The following is a 21973-nucleotide window of genomic DNA, read 5'->3' as shown; positions in this document are numbered from 1 at the left end:
ATACGGATTACTAAATTGATATGAATGTTAGGAGTATTTGATAAGATTTCAAAGTATGATTTTTATTCGGTCGATTATGAAAATCGCAAAAGGGGGAAAAGTCTTGTGAGATTAATTCAAAAAAAATGGTTAATGTTTTTGTTTCTGTCTGTGCTAGCTTTCGGGCTTGTTGCCTGTGGTAATCAGGAGAAGAATCAAGTAGAGGCTAAAAATGGTGAGAAATTCGTTATCAAAATTGCCGATCATTTACCTAAGACACACTTGATTTCGATCCACGGTACTCTACCGTGGATCGAAAGAATTGAAGAACTAGGGGAAGGTAAAATTGAAGTAGAGTATTATCCCGCAGAACAATTAGGAAAAGTAGGCAGCCAGTTAGATAACTTGAAAAATAAAGTAGTAGATATTTCTTTCATTGCTCCACAGTGGAATGCAAGCGTTATGCCGGTGAGTGCTGTTAGTGGAAATCCTGGTATTATAAAAGACTCTTTAAGTGCTTCGAAGGCTTACAATAAAATTGTACAAGAGGATTTATATGAGATTGAGTTTAAACCGAATGGAATTAAGCCTTTATGGGCTGGAACTTTGAGTCCATACCAAATTGTAAACTCGAAGCATCCTATTACATCTCTCGAAGATTTGAAGGGACTAAAGATTAGAACTGCAGATGGCTTACAGGAAGAAATGATGAACAAATGGGGCGCAACTCCTATATCAGTGCCTGGAAATGAGTTGTACTCAGCTTGGGAGCGGGGCATAGTTGACGGGACGGTCATATCATTTTCTAGTTGGCCTGTTTACCAATTGGAAACAATCGCAAAATATTCAACTGTTAACGCAACTCTACCTACAGTTGCTTTGACCTATTCAGTAAATGAGGATATTTGGAACAGTTGGCCAAAAGAAATACAAGATGCAGTGCAACAAGCAAGCGATGAAATTATTGAACAGTTCGCAAATGGAATTATGGGAGAAGAAGAAAAGTTAATAAGACAATATCAAGAAGAAACGGATGTTGAGTTTTTTGAGATACCAGAGGATGAATTACAAGAATGGAATAAAGAAATGCAACCCTTTAATAAAAAGTGGGCAGAAGACTTAGACAGTAAAGGATTGCCTGGAACAGAAATTCTCGAAAAGTTTATACAGTATAATGAGGAATTTAGTAAAAAAATTGATCATTAATATCAAAAGTTATATTCATATTAAGTTGGGGCTATTGGTGTTTAATTGATCAATGGCTCCATTCTTCACTCAATAAACTATCACGAGGAGTGTTCAAATGAAAAAAGTAACAGATATAGTTGACAAAATTGATTCTGTGTTTTTTTTGATAGCGCAAATTGCTGTATTCATCATGATGATACTCACAACAGCAGATGCCGCGATGAGATATATTTTTAACCATGCAATTATCGGAGCTTTTTATTTTTCCGAAAAATATTTAATGGTGATTGTTGTATTTCTCAGTATAAGCTATGTAATGAAAATGGGCGGTCATATTAGAATTGATATGTTTATTCGATATTTACCTAGGACATTAGTAAAAGTTTTAGATATTATTTACCCCTTATTAGCAGCTACTCTAATGTTCGCAATAGCTTATCTAAGCATGCATGTAACTATAGAATATTATGTTACCAAGAGTGTTGAAGCTGGACTCATTCCGTGGCCAATATGGCTATCATGGATTTGGGTTCCGATTGGAGCTTACATGTTTACTTTACGTTTAGTATTAATATCTATCCAAAACCTATTGGGATTTAATAAAGAAATTATTATAGACAATGAAGAGATGAACTAATGGAGGGGATATAAATGACAGTTGCAATTCCGTTGATATTATTATTCGTTTTTTTAATTACAGGGATGCCGGTTGCTTTTTCTATGGCTATATCGGGAGCTGTTGGCTTGCTTATTATAGGAGGATTAGATTTATTTTTAGGTATTGCGCAAACAGCACCATATGAAAATGCAGCTGTTTTTTTATTTACAACCGTGCCAATGTTTATTTTCATGGCTGAATTATTGACGGCTAGTAATATGACAAAAGATCTTTTTTCCGCGTCGAATAAATGGCTTGGACATTTACCAGGAGGGCTAGGTATCGCTACCATCCTTGCTGGTGCGGGACTTGCGGCAGTGAGCGGTTCAAGTACAGCTTCCGCAGCTACTCTTGCTACTTCAGCCGTACCAGAAATGAAAAAGTATGGGTACAAGACGCATTTTTCAATGGGGGTAGTTAGCGTAGCAGGAACTCTTGCTGTTATGATACCTCCAAGCATCGCCCTTATTCTTTATGGTATTTTGACAGAGACTCCCATTGGGCCACTACTCATTGCTGGAATTATTCCGGGCCTTGTTACGGTAGTAGGTTATATCGTTACCATTCTTATTTGGGTAAAGCAAAAACCCGAAGTCGCACCATCAAGGGCAGAAAAAGCACCAATGAAAGAAAGATTATTGTCACTTAAGCTAATTTGGCCAGTAATAATCCTTATGACCGCGGTAATTGGAGGTATTTATGGAGGAATTGTTACTGCCACGGAAGCAGGTGCATTGGGAGCATTTGCAACCTTTGTCATTGCATTATCCCTACGCAGGTTGAAATTTAAGGATACTCAAAATGCATTGAAAAATACGCTTAGATCGACTGCCATGATCATGACGATTATCATTGGTGCCATGTTTTTTGGTTATTACTTAATTTCTACTCAAATAACCCAGGATTTAATTAATATCATTGTTGAATCTGGTATGTCTAAATGGTTAGTGCTCGCAATTGTAGTGATTCTATACCTTGTATTAGGTTTGTTTATGGATCAGACGGCTATTCTTATATTAACACTTCCTTTTACATTTCCTTTGATGATGACATTTGGGTTTGATCCGATTTGGTTTGGGATTATTGTAGTCAAAACGGCAGAAATCGGTTTGATAACACCTCCCGTAGGGTTGAATGTCTTTGTTGCTTCGGGAGCCGCCAAGGTCAATACTTCAGAGGGATTTAAGGGAGTGCCCAGGTTTGTCGTAGCCGAGCTTATTATACTGCTAATCTTAATTCTATTACCTTCCATTGCTACTTGGCTACCTAATTTGATGGGGTAAAAGATTTTCAAGAAAACAGGTTAATATGTTGATATAAAGAATCCCTTTTTATCGGCTTCGGGGCTTGAGAGACCATACCGTCATAAGCCGGACGGAAAACCGCCATCTTAGTGATACGCCTACATGAAGTTTTGATGAAAGTGGTTTTAAAACTGAATATAAAATGACATCAAACATAAAAAGGAGGAGACGTAAATAATGGATTTCAAAGTAGGTTTTATAGGATTGGGTAATATGGGTTCACCAATGGCCAAAAATATTTTAAAAGAAAGTGCTTCATTACAAGTATGGGATATTAGTGAAAAACAATGTCAAGATTTTGTCACGGAAGGTGTAACAGTAGCGAGAAATGTTGCTGAAATGGCAGAGCAATCTGACATTATTTTTCTATCGCTACCTGGGCCAAAGGAGGTTAAGGAAATTGTAACCGGAGAAAATGGCCTGGTGACTTTTGGAAAACCTAACCAATATATTATTGATCTAAGTACTATAGATCCTTCGACAAGTAAGGAAATGGCTTTATTTGCCAAGAATAAAGGGATTACCTACATTGATATTCCAATAAGTGGAGGTGTGCCAAGAGCCGCCGAAGGCACACTTTCCTTGATGGTGGGTGGAACGGAAGAAGAGGTGGAAGGCATTCTTCCATATTTGCAGGCAATGTCGTCTAACATTTATTATATAGGTCAAAGAGGTGGCGGTTCTGCAATCAAATTAATTAATAATTTCATGGGTAGCAGTCAGATGTTTATTACCGCAGAAGCGATTTTGATGGCTGATCATCTAAATATACCTTTTGAGACTTTTTATGACGTTATATCAACAAGTAACGGATCGAATCGGATTCTTACAGCAAAAATGCCGAAGATTAAAAATAATGATATTGAACCTGGATTTACAGTTGATTTAACGCTAAAGGATTTAGAATTAGTAATACAGTTATGTAAGGATAAGGGAATCGCTAATTTCTCCGCCACACTAGTTCAACAATGGTTTAGAATTGCACAGCTTCGTGGTTACGGAAAAAAAGACATATCTAGTATTATCAATTTGGTAAGAGAGGTTGAACCTGTGAAAAAATGAGGATGATGAGATAGCGTTAAAAGTAAAAAAATAGAGAGTAATTGCTTTGCTTGATAAAAACGGTAAATCCAGTCAATTAGGACTGTCGTCATAATAAAATGAAGCTGTTTACTATTGATGGTGGTTAGCAAATATCGTTATTTGATAAGCCGAAATAGACCAAGCCGTAGAGAAGAACTGTACGAAGGGAGAAAAATAGAATATGTTAAAATCAAATATTTTAAATGAGAGCGTTATTTTTCCAAAAGGCGAAGAAATTGAAAGTAGCAATTTTATAGGAGTAGCATGGCTACAAAGGCTAGTAAATAATGAAAGTACTTTTAATTGCCCGATTAGCAATGTGACTTTTGAACCTGGCGCGAGAAATAACTGGCATAAGCATCCAGGTGGCCAGATTCTGCTTTGTATCGGTGGTAAGGGATATTATCAGGAAGAAGACAAACCGGTACAGGTGATTCATGAAGGGGATGTTGTAAAGATTCTTCCGGATATAAAACATTGGCACGGTGCTACACCGGATAGCTGGTTCTCACATATCGCAATAAGTACTAATCCTCAAAAAGGCGCCGCCGAATGGTTGGAACCCGTGACAGATCAAGAATATAACAATTTAAAATAACATGAACTTTATCTTACAGTGTCACAGAAAGTTTAATCTAGTTTTTTCACAGCGAGCTTGAGGAAATTCGTTTTAAGGAAAAGCTGAATGACTTGTAGGTAAGACGGTCATTCAGGTTCCTTAATTATCAATGAAGTTACACTGGAAAGTGAGCAAAGATTTATTTGTGAGTGAAATTTTCTCTCGGATTCGGAAAAATATACCAGTGAAACTAGCAGGACCGTGTTCCGCTTGTTTATAAAAAAGGGAGATGACATTATGAAATTAGCAGGAAAAGTAGCAGTAATTTCTGCAGCTGCCTCAGGAATGGGACGAGCAGGTGCAAATCTTTTTGCAAAAGAGGGGGCAAAAGTTGTTATTTTAGATGTTAATCAGGAACAAGGAGAATTGGTAGTTGAAGAAATAAAACAAAGCGGTGGTGAGGCACAATTTTATAAAATAGATTTAATAGAGCTAGATGCAATAAAAGAAGTTATTGATAGAATAGATCTACAATATGGCAAGATAGACGTTTTGTGGAACCATGTCGGAACTCCTGGTCCAAATGGTTTTGAGAATGTAACGGAAGAAGAATATGATTTTGCCATGGGACTTAATCTTAAAAGTGGATTTTTTACCACCCAATACGCTCTCAAAAGCATTAGAAAAGCAGGTACAGGATCCATTATCTTCACATCTTCAGTTGGGGGACTTAAAGCATCCCCAACTAGTGTCGTTTATTCGACAGGAAAAGGTGCTGTAGTTAACCTAGTTCGATCTCTGGCAGTTAATTTGGCAAAAGAAAAGATCCGTGTGAATGGGATTTGTCCTTCGCTAGCGGAGACTCCGATGATGGCCCAATTTTTGGCAAGGTCGAAAGATGATGATCCCGAGAAAAACAAACAATTTCTTTTAGAACGAATTCCATTAGGACGATTTGCCCGTCCTGATGATATTGCAAAGGCAGCTCTTTTTCTTGCATCAGATGAATCTACTTATATAAGTGGGGTAAATTTACCGGTAGATGGAGCGTATATGGCGTAAAATGACTGAATATTTTGTTTTTAGTAGTATTTCCCTAAAACTCTAATCGCTAGATATGAAAGGTCCAATTTAATATAAATCGAAACAAAGGGGCAAATAATTAATGGAGAATGCAAAGTTAAGTAAGGTATCGGTTTTAGAGGAATTCGGAAAACCTATTCAATTTCTTGAAGTTCCTATTCCAGAAATGAAGGCGCGGGCCATTTTGGTTCGGGTGGAGATGGCTGGAATTTGTGGATCTGACGTGCATCTGCAGTTAGGGGAGTTAGGCGTCGGAAATGATTCTCCTCTGCCTATTATACAAGGTCACGAGATCATAGGGAAAATTGTAGAGTTGGGAGAAGGGCGTGATACGGACATAAACGGAGAAGCACTCCAAATAGGTGACCGAATTATGTGGGAACAAATAAGTTGTGGGCAATGTTACTGGTGTCAAATAGCTAATGAGCCGGTATTGTGTTCAAATAGAGAGTCTTATGGATTTCTTCATCCTCTTGCTCTCAGAGGGGGTTTTGCTGAGCATGTGTACATTACTCCCTCTACAAAAGTTATAAAGATTCCTCAAGAGCTAACAAATGAAGAAACAATTGGTGTTGCCTGTGCTTTTAGGTGTGTTGTTGCGGGATATGAAAGATTGGGATCAATCGGCTTTGGGGAAAACGTTGTCATTCAGGGGTCGGGTCCGCTTGGTCTTTACGCTACGGTGGTAGCTCGTGAAAGCAATGCTGGGAAGGTTATTGTTGTTGGAGGTCCAGAGGATAGGTTGGAGTTAGCGAAAAAGTGGGGTGCTGATCACGTCATAAATATTGATGATGTCAAGGATCCTGCAGATCGAAAAGCACAAATACTGGAACTTACCAATGGGAGAGGACCCGAGGTTGTTATTGAATGCAGCGGTTATGCGCCGGCATTTAGCGAGGGGATAGATATAATACAAAAAAGTGGAAGATATCTTATTTTGGGAATGACCTCCTCAACGGCAACTAGTTTAGTACCGAGTCTTATCGTTGATAAGTGTATTACAATTATTGGTAGTATATCAGCTACAATTAATCATTTTCATAAAGGCCTTCAATTTATTAAAAGAAACAGAAATAAATATCCATTTGCTGAAATTGTAACTAGTAAATATCATTTGGAGGAGATAAATGAGGCACTTGAAAACATGAGATTAGGAAAGGATATCAAGCCCGTGATTGACAACACGGGACGTCCAGAGAGGATATAACTTGTTGTATGAGGTGAATTTTTATGTCTTGAATATGCTTGTTCTCCTAAATGACATAACGGCGTCTTCAGTTCAATTGTTTTATATAGTATTTTCAAGGTGATTACGTATTGGTAACACAATTGGATATATAAAAAAGGGAGGAAAATTCTATTGAAATTACTTTCTAAAAAATGGTTAATCTTTCTTTTCTTATCTGTGTTAGCTTTCGGTCTTGCTGCCTGTGGTAATGAGAAGGAGATAGAAGTAGAGAATGATACTGAAGGAAAAAGTAATGAAGCTACTATTGATGAAAAAGTTGTAATTAAGATTGCCGATTATTTACCTATGACTCATATGATTACTGAGCGTGGTACATTACCGTGGATTGAAAGAATTGAAGAGTTAGGAAAAGGGAAAATAGAAGTGGAGTTTTATCCAGCGGAACAATTAGGTAAAGTTAGCAGCATGTTTGATAACTTGCAAAATAAAGTAACAGATATTGCTGTCATTCTACCTGAGAGGCTTGAAGGCGATATACCGCTGAGTGTTGTTGGTGGAAATCTTGGTATAGTAAAAGACTCCGTAAGTGGTTCGAAGGCATACAATAAACTCGTCCAAGAAGATTTGTATGAGCTGGAGTTTAAACCTAATAAAATTAAGCCTTTATGGGCAACACTTGGCACTTCAAACCAAATTACCAATTCGAAGCGTCCTGTTAAAACTCTTGATGATATTAAAGGACTAAAAATTAGAACTTCGAATTCCTTGCAGGATCAAATACTGCACAAGTGGGGCGCAGTTCCTGTATCAATGTCGGGAACTGAGATTTATTCATCCTGGGAACGAGGCATAGTCGATGGAACACTCTTATCATTTTTCAGCTGGCCGGCATACCAATTGGATACGCTCGCAAAATATACAACTGTTAACACATCGGTGGCCAGGGGTATTGTCCTGTTTTCAGTAAATGAGGAAGTATGGAACAGTTGGTCAAAAGAAGTGCAAGATGCAGTGTGGCAAGCCAGCCAGGAAACTGCTGAACAGTTCCCCAAAATCATCCAGGAGCATGAAGAACAGTTAATGAAGAAATATCAAGAAGAAACGGATATTGAGTTTTATGAGTTACCAGCGGATGAATTACAAAAATGGGAGGAAGATTTTCAATCTATTAATAACAAATGGGCAGAAACCTTGGACGTGAGAGGATTTCCTGGAACAGAAATTCTTGAAAAGTTTACACGGTATAATGAGGAATTTAGTGAATAAAATCGGTAATAGTATCAATGTATCAGATTAAGTTGAGCTGTTTCTCAACTAAAGAATAAGAAAAATTCAAATATTTAACTATTAATCTATGAAATAAATAATAAGGAGAGGATTCTGATGGCTGTAAAAGGTATGTATTTCTTAGACGGTGGTGTACTTACTCTAGATAAGAGTCTGGTCACATATAAACAGGGGTTTGGAGAATCTCTTGACATCCCCGTAGTTCCAGTTTTAATAGATACGGATGATGGGTATGTCTTATTTGATACAGGAGTTGATCCGGAGGGATTGATTAACCCCGATGAAACATGGGGAGAGAAACAAGCTGCCTTCAGACATTTTACAGAGGAAAATGATATTCGAAACCAACTACAGAAAGTCGGGGTTAGCCCAAAGGATGTTAAATATGTGGTGAATTCTCATTTCCATTGGGATCATACGGGAGGCAATCGATTCTTCGACCAATCAACGATACTTATTCAAAAGTCTGAATATCGATTTGCTTATTATCCTGATTGGTTTGTTGAAAATATTTATCTAAAGCACCAATTTGATTATCCGTTAAATTACAAGTTAATAGAAGGAGATTATGAAGTGGTAGAGGGTGTGTATATCACCACTTCACCAGGACACTCGCCTGGTCATCAGTCTCTGGTTGTTCATTTACCAAATCAATGTGCAGTGCTAGTAGGTGATGCGGTTTATGCGAAGGAAAACCTAGAAAAAAATATTCCACCGGGAAATCCATGGAGTTTACCTAGAGCGATTGAATCTATTAATAAACTTCAGAATATAGCAATTAGAGAGAACGGACATTTATACATTACGCACGATCCATATTTTTGGGAAGATTATAAACGAGCACCATATTTCTATAAATAAAAGCAGAAGTGTTTAGAATTAGATGTATTTAACAAAATAAATTCAAACAATGGGAAAAGTGGATATTTTATATAATGTTGAACAAAAGGTATTTAAAAAATGGAGGAATTTTTATATGAAATTGCTTTCAAAAAAAGGTTATGCTTTCTTTTCTTATTTGTGTTAGTATTCGGACTTACCGCCTGTGGCAGTAGGAATACGGAACAAGTAGAAGATAATAATGAAGTAAAAAGCAACGAGGTAGAAAGTGATGAACAAGTTGTAATCAAAATTGCAGATTATTTACCTACGTCCCATTTGATCTCCATTCATGCTACATTACCTTGGATTGACAGAATTGAAGAATTAGGTGAAGGAAAAATTAAAGTGGAGTATTATCCGGCGGAACAATTAGGAAAAATAAACAGCCAGTTTGATAACTTGAAAAATAAAGTCTCAGATATTGCTTATATACAACCTGAGCGGATTGAGGGGGTTTTGCCACTGACTAATGTTGGTGCCAATCTCGGTATAGTAAAAGATGCTGTAAGTGGTTCGAGGGCATTCAGTAAACTTGTCCATGAGGATTTATATGAGTCAGAATTTAAAGCTCATGGAGTTAGGCCTTTATGGGCGGCAGTATCTTCTTCTAACCAAATTGTAAACTCGAAGCATCCTGTGAAAACCATCGAAGATTTTAAAGGACTAAAGGTCAGAACTTCAAATGGCATGCAGGAACAATTAATGAGCGAATGGGGTGCAACCCCCATAACAATGTCTGGAGGTGAGTTGTATTCATCCTGGGAACGGGGCATAGTTGATGGATCTCTCTTTGCATTTCTTAATTGGTCAGCTTATCAATTGGAAACGATTGTTGAATACTCAACTGTTAACGCCGCAGTAGGTAGAGGCATTATTATGTTTGGGGTAAATGAGGAAGTATGGGACAGCTGGCCAAAAGATGTACAAGAGGCGGTGCGCCAAGCAAGTGAAGAAATTGCTGAGCGGTTCCCAAAAGATATAGCCGAATATGAAGAAAAGCAAATAATGCAATATAAGGAAGAAACGAATATTGAATTTTATGAGATACCAGAGGATGAATTACAAAGATGGAATGAAAAATTTCAATCTTATAATAACAACTGGGCAGAAAATTTAGATAGAAAAGGATTGCCTGGAACAGAAATTCTTGAAAAGTTTACACAGTATAATGAGGAATTTAGTGAATAAAATCAATCATTTCTACCAATGACTCCACTTACAAAGTATAAAAACAATTTAATTGGTTTGTTGCGAATATTTATGTAAGCACCAATTTGCTTACTAGTCCATTAGTTGTTCATTTACTAAATCAATGCACGGTTTACTAGAATTCACAGGGATAAAGGGAGAAGATTATATTGAATTCAATTACAAACAAATGGATGTTTTTTCTTTTAATCTTTATGTTAGTTTTCGGGCTCGTTGCTTGTGGTAGTGAGAATATGACACAAGCAGGGAATGATACTGTAGAAAAAAGTAATGAAAAAGTCGTGATAAAGATTGCCGATACCTTTCCTACGACACATTTAATTTCTACGATGGGTGCATCACCTTGGATTGAAAGGATTGAGGAATTAGGGGAAGGGAAAATTGAAGTGGAGTATTATCCAGCAGGACAATTAGGAAAAGTAGGTAGCATGTTAGACAACTTAAAAAATAAAGTTGTAGATATTAGCTACATACAACAAGATCAGTTTGAGCATACTTTTCCGCTTAGTAATATTGGTGGAAATCTTGGACTGGTGAATGACGCTATAAGTGGTTCGAAGGCATACAATAAACTCGTCCAAGAGGATTTATATGAGCTGGAGTATAAACCGAATGGAATTAAGCCCTTATGGACAATGCTTACTCAATCAAACCAAATTATAAATTCAAAGCATCCTGTTAAAACTATCGAAGATTTTAAAGGACTAAAGGTTCAAGCTTCAAATGCGATGCAGGAACAACTAATGCATGATTGGGGTGCAACTCCTGTATTATTGCCTGGTAGTGAATTGTATTCATCCTGGGAACGAGGCATATTAGATGGAACACTCATTTCATTTTTGAGCTGGCCAGGTTATCAGTTGGATACAATCGCAAAATACACAACTGTTAACGCACCTCTAAGTAGAGGAAATGTCGCTTATTTTGTAAATGAAGAAGTTTGGAACAGTTGGCCAGAGGAAGTACAAGATGCAGTTTGGCAAGCTAGCCAGGAAATTGTTGAACAGCTCCCAGGAAGTATTGTCGAACACCAAGAAGAACTAATAAAACAATATGAAAAAGAAACAGAAATTGAGTTTTATGAGATACCAGAAGAAGAATTACAAAAATGGAATGAGAAATTTCAATCTTATAATAACGAGTGGGCAGAAAACTTAGACAGCAAAGGGTCACCTGGAACAGAGATTCTTGAAAAGTTTACGAAGTATAATGAGGAATTTAGTAAATAAAATAGATTATTTAAATGATCAGGTTTTTGATGAACTTGGAGTTCGTGAGATTTTGACGTTCCCGGTTCATAGATTGATCATGAAGATACCCTATGATCGCTACGAAAACCATAGGAAGGTTTGAAAGTTATGAATACAAATCTGATCCTACAAAATGTTGTTTTGAACAAAAAAATACCTGGTATAGTTGCTATTGCAGCAAATGGGGATGGCGTGATTTATCAAGGGGCATTTGGAAAACGTAGAATAGATGCGGACATATCTATGACCCTTGATACTGTTTTTTGGATAGCCTCTATGACGAAACCAATAACATCCGTAGCTGCTCTTCAACTTGTTGAAAAAGGTAAACTTCAATTGGATGAACCTATCAGCCAAGTAATACCGGAGTTAAAGGCAGTCCAAGTACTTGAAGGATTTGATAGTGGCGGTCGTCCCAAACTACGAGCAACTAAGAGACCCATTACACTTCGACATCTCCTAACCCATACATCGGGTTATACATTTAATACTTGGAATAACGATATGTTGCGCTACACGGAATGGGCAAATATTCCTTCAATCCTAGAGGGTAAAGACAGGACAATTAACACTCCTTTGGTCTTTGATCCAGGGGAGCGTTGGGAATACGGAATAAGTACGGAGTGGGTAGGAAAAGCAGTGGAAGCCGCAAGCGGCTATTCTTTATCGAAATACGTAAAGGAATATGTGTGTAATCCAATTGGTATGAACGACACCGAATTCATTCTTCGGCCAGATCTTCGGTCACGTTTAGCTGGTATGCATCAACGTCAACCTAATGGTGAATTAAGTGTGATCCCTCCTTACGAGGCACCACAAGGTTCGGAGCTTTTCAGTGCTGGAGGTGGACTATACTCAACCGCAATAGACTACATCAAATTCCTTCAAACGTTATTACATGATGGTAGCTTTAACGGTACTCGTATACTCCAACCAGAGAGCGTTGAACAAATGGGGATCAATCAAATTGGAGATCTTAATGTTGCGCTGATGCGTTCTGTGGTACCATCTCGCAGCAATGATGTGGATTTTTTCCCAGGGTTGGTGAAGAAATGGAGCTTAGGGCACATGATCACAACGGAAGAAGCAACGACTGGTAGAAGCGCTGGTAGCCTAGCCTGGGCTGGATCAGCTAATACCTATTACTGGATTGATCCTGTAAAGCGTTTGACTGGAGTTTTTTTTACCCAGCTGAATCCTTTTATGGACGAAACCGTTTTGCAAGCATTTGCTAAATTTGAAACAGAAATCTATGATTCTTGCAAGTGATTCCTATAATTGGCGACTGTATTATTATAACGTTATGTATTTAATTTGGAAGATAAAGTAACAGTTAGATTTGGGACCAGGGGAGACTAACTTGATAGGTCAAGCTAGTACTCGAATCTCTGAAATTCAGTATGGGATTGATAACCAAATGTCGACAACTATGGAAAGGAATGATCGATGAATGTCTATGATGAGATTAAAAGGTAAAACTGTATTAATTACAGGAGGAAGTTCTGGAATTGGATTTGAGACTGCAAAACAAATGGTTGAAGAAGGTGCTTTCGTCTATATTACGGGCAGACGAAAAGAGGCTTTAGAAGAAGCGGCGAATAACATAGGACCAAACGCTAAAGCAATTCAAGCAGATGCGGGAATCAAAGCAGATATGGAACGAGTTTTTAAAACGATACAGGATGATAAAGGTTCTTTGGATGTTATCTTTGCCAATGCCGGGATCGGCGGGTATGTCAAATTGGAGGATATCACGGAAGAGGAGTTTGATAGGGTATTTAACGCCAATGTAAAAGGTGCGCTGTTTACAGTACAAACTATGCTTCCGATTTTACCTAATGGTGCTTCTATTATCCTGAATACTTCAATTACAGCGAATCTTGGTTTACCCAATTTCACTATTTATTCCGCTTCAAAAGCAGCATTGCGATCGTTTATTCATAGTTGGACAACCGATTTAAAGGATAGAAAAATTCGCGTGAATGCAGTTAGTCCAGGTGTTATACCTACCGCAGCTGCTACTGGAGAGTTGGGTAGAAGCGAAGAAGAAGAAAAAGAACAACAAAAATGGAGAGCTAGCCTAACTCCTCTGGGACGTGTTGGGCATACCAAAGATATTAGTAATGCGGTGATTTTCTTGGCATCCGATGAAAGTAGTTATATTACTGGTATTGAACTAACAGTTGATGGTGGATTAACCAGCGTTTTTCCTAATAAACTGTAAAGAGGATAAGGTAGCGTTTATTTTACAAAGTTATCGAATAGACAGAGGGAGTAAGCTTACTTTGTTCGAAGAACGATTTTCCACGGTGAAAAGACAGGTGTTGCTACATGTTTGTTTCGATTCTATCTTCAGGTAGTTTATTAGTAAAATTGTTTTTCGGCGAATTGTGATTATAAATAAAACAGGAGGAGAAATCATGGGATATCATGAAGACTTTGGACATGCGCTTGCCGCCTTTGCCATCAAAGAGGCACCGGCAAAGGCTTCTCCATTCTATGTCGACGCATTCCTCAACTGGTATGGTTGCGCGCTTGCAGGCTCGGGTCAGGAGGTAGTCCAGCGGGCAGTCGCGTTTTACCAGATGGATGCGCCGAGCAGGCTTCTGCCGCTAATCGGGCGTTCGGAGCGTCTGAGTGCCTCGGCGAGCATCGCAGTGGATTGTATTGCCTCTGCTAGTCTCGCTTATGACGATATTCATTTCGAAACAACGCTTCACCCGGCAGGTCCAGTGGCTTCGGCTATTCTGGGGCTTTCACGCTGTCAGCCAGTCTCGGGGATAGATGCACTTCACGCGCTCCGCGTAGGGATGGAGATTGAGTGCCGTGTGGCGCTAACTATGTTTGGTCCGGAAACAGGTGCTGCGATGGGATGGTATCCAACGGGAATCGCGGGCGGTCTCGGGGCGGCCGCAGCAGTAGGTCGCTTGCTTGGATTTGATGCGGCACGGATGGAGACCGCCCTTGGTCTCGCTGCAGCCCGCGCTTCGGGTACACGCGGGACGCACGGGTCGATGGCCGCCTATTGGGTACCTGGTCTCGCCGCAGAGGCAGGCTATGTTTCCGCGCGCCTAGCAGAAGCAGGTCTTTCTTGCGGAATAGCCTCACTAACTGGTGCAAATGGTCTTCTCATGCAGGTTGCGTCAAGACCCAATGTCGAGGCGGGCCTCGACGGGCTAGGCACACAGCATGTCTGTGAAACCACGGCCTGTAAGCCTTATCCTTTTGGCTTCATCGCCAGCGCAGTCATCAAGTGCTGCCAAGATCTTCATGCGAAAATACAGCGGGAGGAGCGCAAACTGCGCAAACTGGTCGTGCGGGTTTCGCCAACGGCCGCAAAACTCGGGGGTAATTCCGAACCTAAAACAGTATTCGATGCTCATGTCTCTCTGCGCTACATCACCGCCCGTGTACTTTCAAATCCCGCAAGTGTCTTCGAACCCGTCAATGAGGATTTCTTCGTAAGTGAGGAGATTGCGGAGATTTCCCGGTGCGTGATTGTAGAAGGAGACAAAACCCTGCATAACGAACAAGCTCGATGCCTCGCCATCTTCGAAGACGGCAGCGAAAGCGAAATCCGCTGCGACATTGCCCCCGGTGCGCCTGGGAATCCACTGAGCACTGAGGATGTCAAAGCGAAATTTCTAAGGCTTGTGTCAGGGATAAGGGGACGCGAGGAGGCCGAGCGGATACTTAGTGCGTTGTGTTGTATTCACGAGATGAGGGACATCTCAGAACTTCTCGCTCCCTTACCGTAGACCGCGGAGTCCTGAGAGAGGGGAGCGGAATAATCGGACCGCGTCCCTTCGTGCAGGTGCGCTTTTGGACTGCGCAATTGTCAATATCCTTTGAAGTTACTGAATCAAACCAAATTTCAAACTTCAAGCACCCTGTTAAACCTCCGAAGATGTTGGATGGCAAAAGACTAGAGTTGGAAGTTTTTTGCAAGAAAAGTATTGTACGGTTGAATCGTTAATCCTATAACAATGCCTGGAATATCAGTTTAGGGGGTGTTGTTTACAGCGGGACTAAGTTTGCTCTCCGTGCAATAACAGAAGGGATACGTTGGAATTACCTACAATAGCTAATACTCGATCTATTATCATTTCACCAGGAACAGTAATAACGGAATTAAGAAATTCCATACGGTTGAAGATGCATTAAAAATATTAAATAAACATGTAACTCCCACTAATTAACACCAATAGCCCTGGATCCCCAAAACATTGCGGATGTCATTATATATGCAATTTAACAGCCGCATAGTGTTTCTGTTAAAGTTCATAAAATTAATTATTTTCTGAAATTTTCTAAAATTATTTATTTAGTAAAGAAATTAGAAGCATTAGTATACAGTCATAGTAACAAAGCGGAAAACGAGACTAAAATATATTGTTGAAAATTCACAAACATTAAAAATCGGTTATTGATATAACTTTGTAAATTAGTTCTAAAACGAGCGGTTTTTTAAAAATGGATATAAAGGTAAAATAATGAAATTGATGAAACCAATTAATAATCATCTTTTATTTTTGAATTTTTTTATAGTGAAAAGGTACTTATAAAGGGAATACCAATATGTAAAATCATCAAATATTACCTGAGCAGGAGGGGTGCAGGAATATCAATTAAGAAAAATGTAAAAAAGCATCTGAAATACTGAAAAAAAGCTAGAAAGGATGGATAACTGTGAAGCTAAAAACAGAAAGCGAAGTAATTTGGAATCCTTCTCAATCTTACATTGAGAATTCGCAAATGCATCAATATATGAACTGGTTAAAGGATAAAAAAGGGTTAACCTTTACAGACTACAATGAATTATGGAAGTGGTCTGTGAATGAACTAGAGGAATTTTGGAAGACAATATGGGATTTTAGCGGGGTAAAAGCATTTAGAAAGTATGACCAAGTTCTTGAAGGAAGAATGCCAGCCGCGAAATGGTTCACCGGTTCTAGGATCAATTTTGCAGAAAATATTTTATTGAAAAATCAAGGAGATAAAATAGCCATTCACTTTCGATCCGAAACTATTAAAGGGACAAAGATAAGCTGGAATGAGCTTCAAGAAAAAGTGGCGTCTTTGGCCCATTCATTAAAGGGACTAGGCGTTAAACCAGGAGATCGGGTAGCTTCCTTCATGCCGAATATTCCGGAAACGGTCATTGCATTCCTAGCAACAGCCAGCATTGGGGCTATATGGTCAAGCTGTTCCCCTGATTTTGGGGCAAGTAGCGTTGTGGACAGATTCAAACAGATTGAACCAGTAGTACTGTTTGCTGTCGATGGCTACCAATACAACGGAAAGTTGTTTGATAAAAGTGCAGCCGTTTCTCAGCTACAAAGAGATTTAGGTAGTTCTTTAAAACATACGATTCTTGTAAATTATCTCGAAAAAGATCAATTGGATGAAAAACTTGACGATGTGATTCCTTGGGAAGATTTTTTAATGCAAAAAGCAGAGCTGGTTTTTGAAAGCGTTCCCTTTGATCATCCATTATGGATTGTCTATTCTTCCGGAACAACGGGACTACCTAAACCAATAGTCCATGGACATGGTGGGATACTCCTTGAACAGTTTAAGACAATGCTTCTTCATAAAAACTTATCACCTAACCAGACCTTTTTTCAGTTTACTACAACAGGATGGGTGATGTGGAATGTATTGGTAGGTAGTTTGTTTTCTGGCGCAACAATAGTCTTATATGATGGAAGTCCTTCATATCCAAATTTAGAGGTTTTATGGGAGTTAGTCGAAGAACTAGGTGTCACATATTTTGGTATAGGAGCCCCATTTCTCCTTAATTCCTTGAAAGTCGGAGTTATACCAAAAGAAAGGTATGATTTATCCAAATTAGAAGTGATAGATTCAACAGGTGCACCATTGAGTGAAGAAGGATATCGTTGGGTCTATGAAAATGTAAAAAAAGACTTATGGCTAAGTTCTTCAAGCGGTGGAACCGATGTGTGTACATCATTTGTGGCTGGAGTTCCAATTTTACCGGTAATAATAGGTGAAATCCAAGGAAGATGTCTAGGCGTGGAAGCACAAGCCTTCGACGAAGAAGGAAACCCACTCGTTAATGAAGTTGGCGAGCTTGTTATCACAAAACCGATGCCATCGATGCCTTTATATTTTTGGAATGATAATGAAAACAAAAGATATCACAGCAGCTACTTTGATATGTATCCGAATATTTGGATGCATGGAGATTGGATTCGATTCGATGAAAATGGCAGCTCTGTAATTTTTGGAAGATCGGATTCAACTATCAACCGCTCGGGCGTTCGTACGGGAACAAGTGACATCTATCGAATTGTTGAAGGACTAGATGGAATCATGGATAGCCTTGTGATTGATTTGGAAGTGCTCGGTCGTCAAACATCACTACTCCTATTTGTTGTTCTAAGAACAGATCAACTGTTAGATGCCCATATGGAGAAGAAAATTAGAGAACAAATTAGAACACAAATATCTCCAAGATTTATGCCCGACAAAATCTATAGTGTTGAGCAAATACCTAAAACGCTGAACGGCAAAAAAATGGAGGTGCCAATACGCAAATTACTGTTAGGGTTTGAGTTTCAGAAGGTAATAAATCCTGATTCGATGAACAATCCTGAATCATTGCCCTTTTACATCAACCTTGCAAATGAATTAATTGAGAAGAACAAAGAGAAGATTTTCTAATAAATAGAATGAGGATATCTAAGAGGACAAAATGCCGCTCGTTTTGTCCAATGTAAACAAAGATGGTCAGTGAAAAAATACCTAGCATTTGTGGTAATCTGAATATTTAGCTTCGGAGGGATCTTTTTGAAAGCATTTATACACATCGGAAAACCAGGTTTAGAAAATACCTGTTATACAGATATGGTAGAAGGTGAACCGAAAAAAGGCGAAGTAAAAGTTCGAGTTAAAGCCGCAGGATTAAATCACCGTGACATATGGAGTTTATATCGAAGAGGAGAGGAAGCAGGGCCGGTTATACTAGGATCAGATGGTGCAGGTGTGATTCACTCTGTAGGTGAAGGGGTGGAAAATGTTCGTTTAGGGGACGAAATAATTATAAATCCTAGTTTAGGATGGCTTCATAAAAGCGATGCTCAGCCGAATGAATTTGAAGTAATTGGTGTACCTACTAATGGAACATTTGCAGAATATATCATAATTCCAGCTGAAAATGTTGAACCCAAACCAAAATATTTGTCATGGGAGGAAGCAGGAGTTATTCCTGTAGCTGCTTTGACAGCTTACCGGGCACTCTTTACAAGAGGGAAACTTCAATCTAATCAAACTGTTTTGGTCCCGGGAATTGGAAGTGGTGTCGCTATATTTGTAATGTTAATGGCAAAAGCAGCTGGTGCACGGGTGATTGTTACGTCAAGAAGCACAAAGAAATGTCAACAAGCTATAAAGTTAGGAGCAGATTTAGCTATCGATAGTGAAAGCGATTGGAATGAAGCTTTAGATGGCGAGATAATAGATTTAATAATTGATAGTGTAGGAGCTGCTACATGGGACAAAGCCCTGTCGGTTCTAAAAAAAGGAGGGTCCATTGTTAATTTTGGAGCGACATCAGGACAAAAAGTTGAAATAGATCTCAGAAATTTATATTTTGGACAATACAATATATTAGGAACAACACTGGGAAGTCATAAGGAGTTCAGAGAAATGATTCAATTTGTGGAAAAACATGAAATTAAACCTGTTATTGATAAGGTATATTATCATAAAGACACAATAAAAGCATTTGAGCGTATGAATGAAGGTTCCCAATTCGGTAAGATTTGTCTAATTATGGATTAAAATATCAATATCAAAGTTTAGAGAAAATAACTACTTTTATAAGAGCTATTTTCAGTCTGTGCTAAATAAAAATCCTATGGGTCGATTAGGTAAACCGGAAGAAGTGGCTAGACTATTTAATTACCTGGTTTCTGAAGAAGCCGGCTATATTACTGGACAATGGCTCGACATGAGTGGTGGAAGAGCTGTTTATTACTTGAGTAGTGAAAAATAAACAAAATGTGTGACGCAATCTTCTATATCAGTTCCATAGTTGCCCTTTTTGGAAATCAGAAAGGGTTTTTTTTAGTTGGAAAAGCACAGTACAAACTAGTAGAAACGCTATTTAGTCTTAATAACTCAACTTTCACACCCAATTCAATAGCGTGATCAAGTCGCTGCACTAGCTTTGTAGTTCTCCAAATATGTAAATTGACAATTTGCACTATTCAGCGGTCGGCAGGTTGGTAGATTGATTTAAAAAAACTCTACCGCCTGGCGCAGCCTGTCCAATATAAAAAGAGCATCTTTAGTTCCATTCATTGTGTGATGTCGAACGGTACGCCCGAAAAATTGTTTTCATTACGGGATGCGCTAGATATTGAGGTGTTTTTTAAGACGACCAAATCCCTTTTGAAACTTCAAAAAGAGTTTCAAGGTCGTTCATAAGATGGGAGGATAAGCAACACGACGATTGTATTTTCCCGCTAAATCGTACTCTACTAGCAAAACCCCCTGTAACACCGACGAACTAACATTAGGGTGGCTTTTTTAAAAATAAGCGTACTATATCAATGAAGAGTAATAATTATTCAGAATAATCCCAACTTTTATACCTATATTGCTGATATGAGATAATTTAAATATATTTTATTTATCTTATAAGTATTTTTGGGGGATTTTATTGATTACGAGAAAAGAAAATAGAGAACAAGAAAAAGACATCAATTATTTTATTTTTCGAGTTCCTCAAAATTCAAAAACATTTCTTTTAAGATTTTATAGGTAGACTAAAAAATGTCCAAGATCACCGATCACAAAGCAATATAACCTATGGCACCGAAACTCTTCTCTTTACCAATCTATTAAAAAATATAGCGGGATTGAAGTCCATGAGAAGGAACAGGGCTGTATACCTTTCAGGAGAAACATTGTTTGAGACATTATGATTTCAGAGGTTCTTATAGAACAGTATGTAATTTTATAGTAGTAGTAAATATGAATGAAAAATATTTAAAATTTTTAGAAAATTATGAATTGACAGAACTGAATATATTGCTTATTATAAAAAGAGAACGATGTTCTGTTTTTTTATAATAAGAAAAAAGGGGATGACAATCGGACCTTTCGTTGCTACTTGGTTCCCAGACTTGATGAATTAAAATAATTACGGTTAATTGAGTCCTTAATTACATTAGTAATATAAAGGATGTTTGAGATTTTAATAGTTTAGAATACATGAATATATATTAATTGAATATTCGTTATTTAGTGTAAATTTTAATTGACATAGTCTTGTGTATAAAAGAATATAAAACAAGAACAGCGTTCTTATTTTCGGGGGAGGGAGATAACAATTGAAGAATCATGATGCTCACAAAAAAGAATTTTTTATTTTATGTAACTCAAGCGTGAAAGCGTTTTCACTTCGGTTTATTGTTTAAGTTCTAGTACCATTTAGAGGTTTGTTATGAAATTTTTAATAAATTTTGATAAGTAAGGTGGTAGAAAATGATGAGATTAGAAGGAAAAGTAGCAGTAATTTCCGGAGCAGCATCAGGAATGGGACGTGCAGGAGCAATCCTTTTTGCAAAAGAGGGGGCAAAGGTTGTTATTTTAGATATTAACCAAGAACAAGGAGATCAAGTGGTTGAGGAAATCAAACGAAATGACGGGGAATCACAATTTTATAAAACAGATTTATTAGATCTGGATGCCTTAAAACAAGTGATGAATATAATTGACGAACAATATGGAAAAATAGATATTCTGTGGAACCATGTTGGATCACCTGGTCCCAGTGGTATAGAAAATGTCGAGGAAAAAGATTATGACTTTACCATGGGACTTAATGTGAAAAGCGGATTTTTTACTACTAAATATGCTCTCCCAAGTATGAGAAAAGCGGACAAGGGTTCCATAATCTTCACATCTTCTGTTTCCGGTCTTGTCGCGTCCCCATATGGTGTCGTTTATTCCACAGCAAAAGGAGCTGTGGTTAACATGGTTCGCTCTCTTGCAGTTAATTTGTCAAAAGACAAGATCCGAGTTAATGGGATTTGTCCAGGGCTGACAGAGACTCCAATGATGGAACAGTTTTTGACCAGATCGCCAGATGATAATCTTGAAAAAAACAAAGAATATATTTTAAGCCGATATCCATTAGGAAGATTTGCAATTGCGGATGATATTGCAAATGCAGCTCTGTTTCTTGCTTCTGATGAATCAGACTTTATTAGTGGGGTTAATTTACCAGTGGATGGTGGATACACGGCATAAAGTGATTGAAAGTTTAAA

Annotated in this window: 18 protein-coding genes; all 18 read left to right on the top strand. The window is 38.3% G+C overall.

What is annotated here, in order from left to right:
• The first annotated feature begins 105 nt into the window (after positions 1-105).
• On the top strand, positions 106-1185 hold the full coding sequence (gene dctP / locus BMZ04_RS04620) for a TRAP transporter substrate-binding protein (protein WP_177184326.1): 1080 nt from the start codon (positions 106-108) through the stop codon (positions 1183-1185).
• A gap of 97 nt (positions 1186-1282) precedes the next feature.
• On the top strand, positions 1283-1804 hold the full coding sequence (locus BMZ04_RS04615) for a TRAP transporter small permease (protein ID WP_093266011.1): 522 nt from the start codon (positions 1283-1285) through the stop codon (positions 1802-1804).
• Positions 1805-1818: 14 nt separating this feature from the next.
• On the top strand, positions 1819-3108 hold the full coding sequence (locus tag BMZ04_RS04610; protein WP_093266009.1) for a TRAP transporter large permease: 1290 nt from the start codon (positions 1819-1821) through the stop codon (positions 3106-3108).
• Positions 3109-3306: 198 nt separating this feature from the next.
• A complete protein-coding gene (locus BMZ04_RS04605; protein ID WP_093266006.1) occupies positions 3307-4191 on the top strand; it encodes an NAD(P)-dependent oxidoreductase in 885 nt (294 codons plus the stop codon).
• Positions 4192-4393: 202 nt separating this feature from the next.
• Positions 4394-4810 (top strand): cupin domain-containing protein, encoded by a 417-nt coding sequence (locus tag BMZ04_RS04600; protein ID WP_093266005.1) that lies wholly within the window; start codon positions 4394-4396, stop codon positions 4808-4810.
• A 258-nt stretch (positions 4811-5068) separates the two neighbouring features.
• Positions 5069-5833, top strand: a complete 765-nt coding sequence (locus BMZ04_RS04595) for an SDR family NAD(P)-dependent oxidoreductase (RefSeq protein ID WP_093266002.1) — start codon at positions 5069-5071, stop codon at positions 5831-5833.
• Positions 5834-5936: 103 nt separating this feature from the next.
• Positions 5937-7061, top strand: coding sequence for a zinc-binding dehydrogenase (locus BMZ04_RS04590; protein ID WP_093265999.1), 1125 nt, complete (start codon positions 5937-5939; stop codon positions 7059-7061).
• A gap of 153 nt (positions 7062-7214) precedes the next feature.
• Positions 7215-8309, top strand: coding sequence for a TRAP transporter substrate-binding protein DctP (dctP, locus tag BMZ04_RS04585; protein WP_093265996.1), 1095 nt, complete (start codon positions 7215-7217; stop codon positions 8307-8309).
• A 117-nt stretch (positions 8310-8426) separates the two neighbouring features.
• Positions 8427-9191, top strand: a complete 765-nt coding sequence (locus tag BMZ04_RS04580) for an N-acyl homoserine lactonase family protein (protein ID WP_093265993.1) — start codon at positions 8427-8429, stop codon at positions 9189-9191.
• A 99-nt stretch (positions 9192-9290) separates the two neighbouring features.
• Positions 9291-10400 carry a TRAP transporter substrate-binding protein DctP gene (gene dctP, locus BMZ04_RS04575; RefSeq protein WP_093265990.1) on the top strand — a complete coding sequence of 370 codons (1110 nt, stop codon included), beginning with the start codon at positions 9291-9293 and terminating at the stop codon, positions 10398-10400.
• A gap of 170 nt (positions 10401-10570) precedes the next feature.
• Positions 10571-11650, top strand: a complete 1080-nt coding sequence (dctP, locus tag BMZ04_RS04570; RefSeq protein WP_093265988.1) for a TRAP transporter substrate-binding protein DctP — start codon at positions 10571-10573, stop codon at positions 11648-11650.
• Positions 11651-11779: 129 nt separating this feature from the next.
• Positions 11780-12940 carry a serine hydrolase domain-containing protein gene (locus BMZ04_RS04565; protein ID WP_093265986.1) on the top strand — a complete coding sequence of 387 codons (1161 nt, stop codon included), beginning with the start codon at positions 11780-11782 and terminating at the stop codon, positions 12938-12940.
• A gap of 187 nt (positions 12941-13127) precedes the next feature.
• Positions 13128-13895: a glucose 1-dehydrogenase gene (locus BMZ04_RS04560; RefSeq protein ID WP_093267138.1), complete on the top strand. Its 768-nt coding sequence runs from the start codon at positions 13128-13130 to the stop codon at positions 13893-13895.
• 196 nt (positions 13896-14091) lie between these two features.
• The gene (locus BMZ04_RS04555; protein ID WP_093265984.1) at positions 14092-15429 is read left to right on the top strand and encodes an MmgE/PrpD family protein; all 1338 of its coding nucleotides are present in this window, start codon (positions 14092-14094) and stop codon (positions 15427-15429) included.
• Between the two features lie 931 nt (positions 15430-16360).
• Positions 16361-18358, top strand: a complete 1998-nt coding sequence (locus BMZ04_RS04550; RefSeq protein WP_093265982.1) for an acetoacetate--CoA ligase — start codon at positions 16361-16363, stop codon at positions 18356-18358.
• A gap of 126 nt (positions 18359-18484) precedes the next feature.
• Positions 18485-19477, top strand: coding sequence for a zinc-binding dehydrogenase (locus BMZ04_RS04545; protein ID WP_177184325.1), 993 nt, complete (start codon positions 18485-18487; stop codon positions 19475-19477).
• Positions 19473-19691, top strand: a complete 219-nt coding sequence (locus BMZ04_RS04540; RefSeq protein WP_369802633.1) for an SDR family oxidoreductase — start codon at positions 19473-19475, stop codon at positions 19689-19691. Before BMZ04_RS04545 ends, BMZ04_RS04540 begins: the two co-directional genes overlap by 5 nt.
• Positions 19692-21187: 1496 nt before the next feature.
• Complete coding sequence (locus tag BMZ04_RS04535; RefSeq protein WP_093265980.1) at positions 21188-21955, top strand: SDR family NAD(P)-dependent oxidoreductase; 768 nt, start codon at positions 21188-21190, stop codon at positions 21953-21955.
• Positions 21956-21973 lie beyond the last annotated feature (18 nt).

Origin of the sequence: Psychrobacillus sp. OK032 (genome assembly GCF_900111345.1) — a bacterium.
Taxonomy (GTDB): Bacteria; Bacillota; Bacilli; order Bacillales_A; family Planococcaceae; genus Psychrobacillus.
This window is presented reverse-complemented; position numbering and strand designations above follow the sequence as displayed.

What these genes read in the sequence shown, in the direction of transcription:
- BMZ04_RS04535 (WP_093265980.1), top strand. Translation starts at nt 21,188, where the DNA reads ATGATGAGATTAGAAGGAAAAGTAGCAGTAATTTCCGGAGCAGCATCA.
- BMZ04_RS04600 (WP_093266005.1), top strand. Translation starts at nt 4,394, where the DNA reads ATGTTAAAATCAAATATTTTAAATGAGAGCGTTATTTTTCCAAAAGGC.
- dctP (WP_093265990.1), top strand. Translation starts at nt 9,291, where the DNA reads ATGGAGGAATTTTTATATGAAATTGCTTTCAAAAAAAGGTTATGCTTT.
- BMZ04_RS04555 (WP_093265984.1), top strand. Translation starts at nt 14,092, where the DNA reads ATGGGATATCATGAAGACTTTGGACATGCGCTTGCCGCCTTTGCCATC.
- BMZ04_RS04615 (WP_093266011.1), top strand. Translation starts at nt 1,283, where the DNA reads ATGAAAAAAGTAACAGATATAGTTGACAAAATTGATTCTGTGTTTTTT.
- BMZ04_RS04605 (WP_093266006.1), top strand. Translation starts at nt 3,307, where the DNA reads ATGGATTTCAAAGTAGGTTTTATAGGATTGGGTAATATGGGTTCACCA.
- BMZ04_RS04565 (WP_093265986.1), top strand. Translation starts at nt 11,780, where the DNA reads ATGAATACAAATCTGATCCTACAAAATGTTGTTTTGAACAAAAAAATA.
- BMZ04_RS04590 (WP_093265999.1), top strand. Translation starts at nt 5,937, where the DNA reads ATGGAGAATGCAAAGTTAAGTAAGGTATCGGTTTTAGAGGAATTCGGA.
- BMZ04_RS04610 (WP_093266009.1), top strand. Translation starts at nt 1,819, where the DNA reads ATGACAGTTGCAATTCCGTTGATATTATTATTCGTTTTTTTAATTACA.
- BMZ04_RS04595 (WP_093266002.1), top strand. Translation starts at nt 5,069, where the DNA reads ATGAAATTAGCAGGAAAAGTAGCAGTAATTTCTGCAGCTGCCTCAGGA.
- BMZ04_RS04580 (WP_093265993.1), top strand. Translation starts at nt 8,427, where the DNA reads ATGGCTGTAAAAGGTATGTATTTCTTAGACGGTGGTGTACTTACTCTA.
- BMZ04_RS04560 (WP_093267138.1), top strand. Translation starts at nt 13,128, where the DNA reads ATGATGAGATTAAAAGGTAAAACTGTATTAATTACAGGAGGAAGTTCT.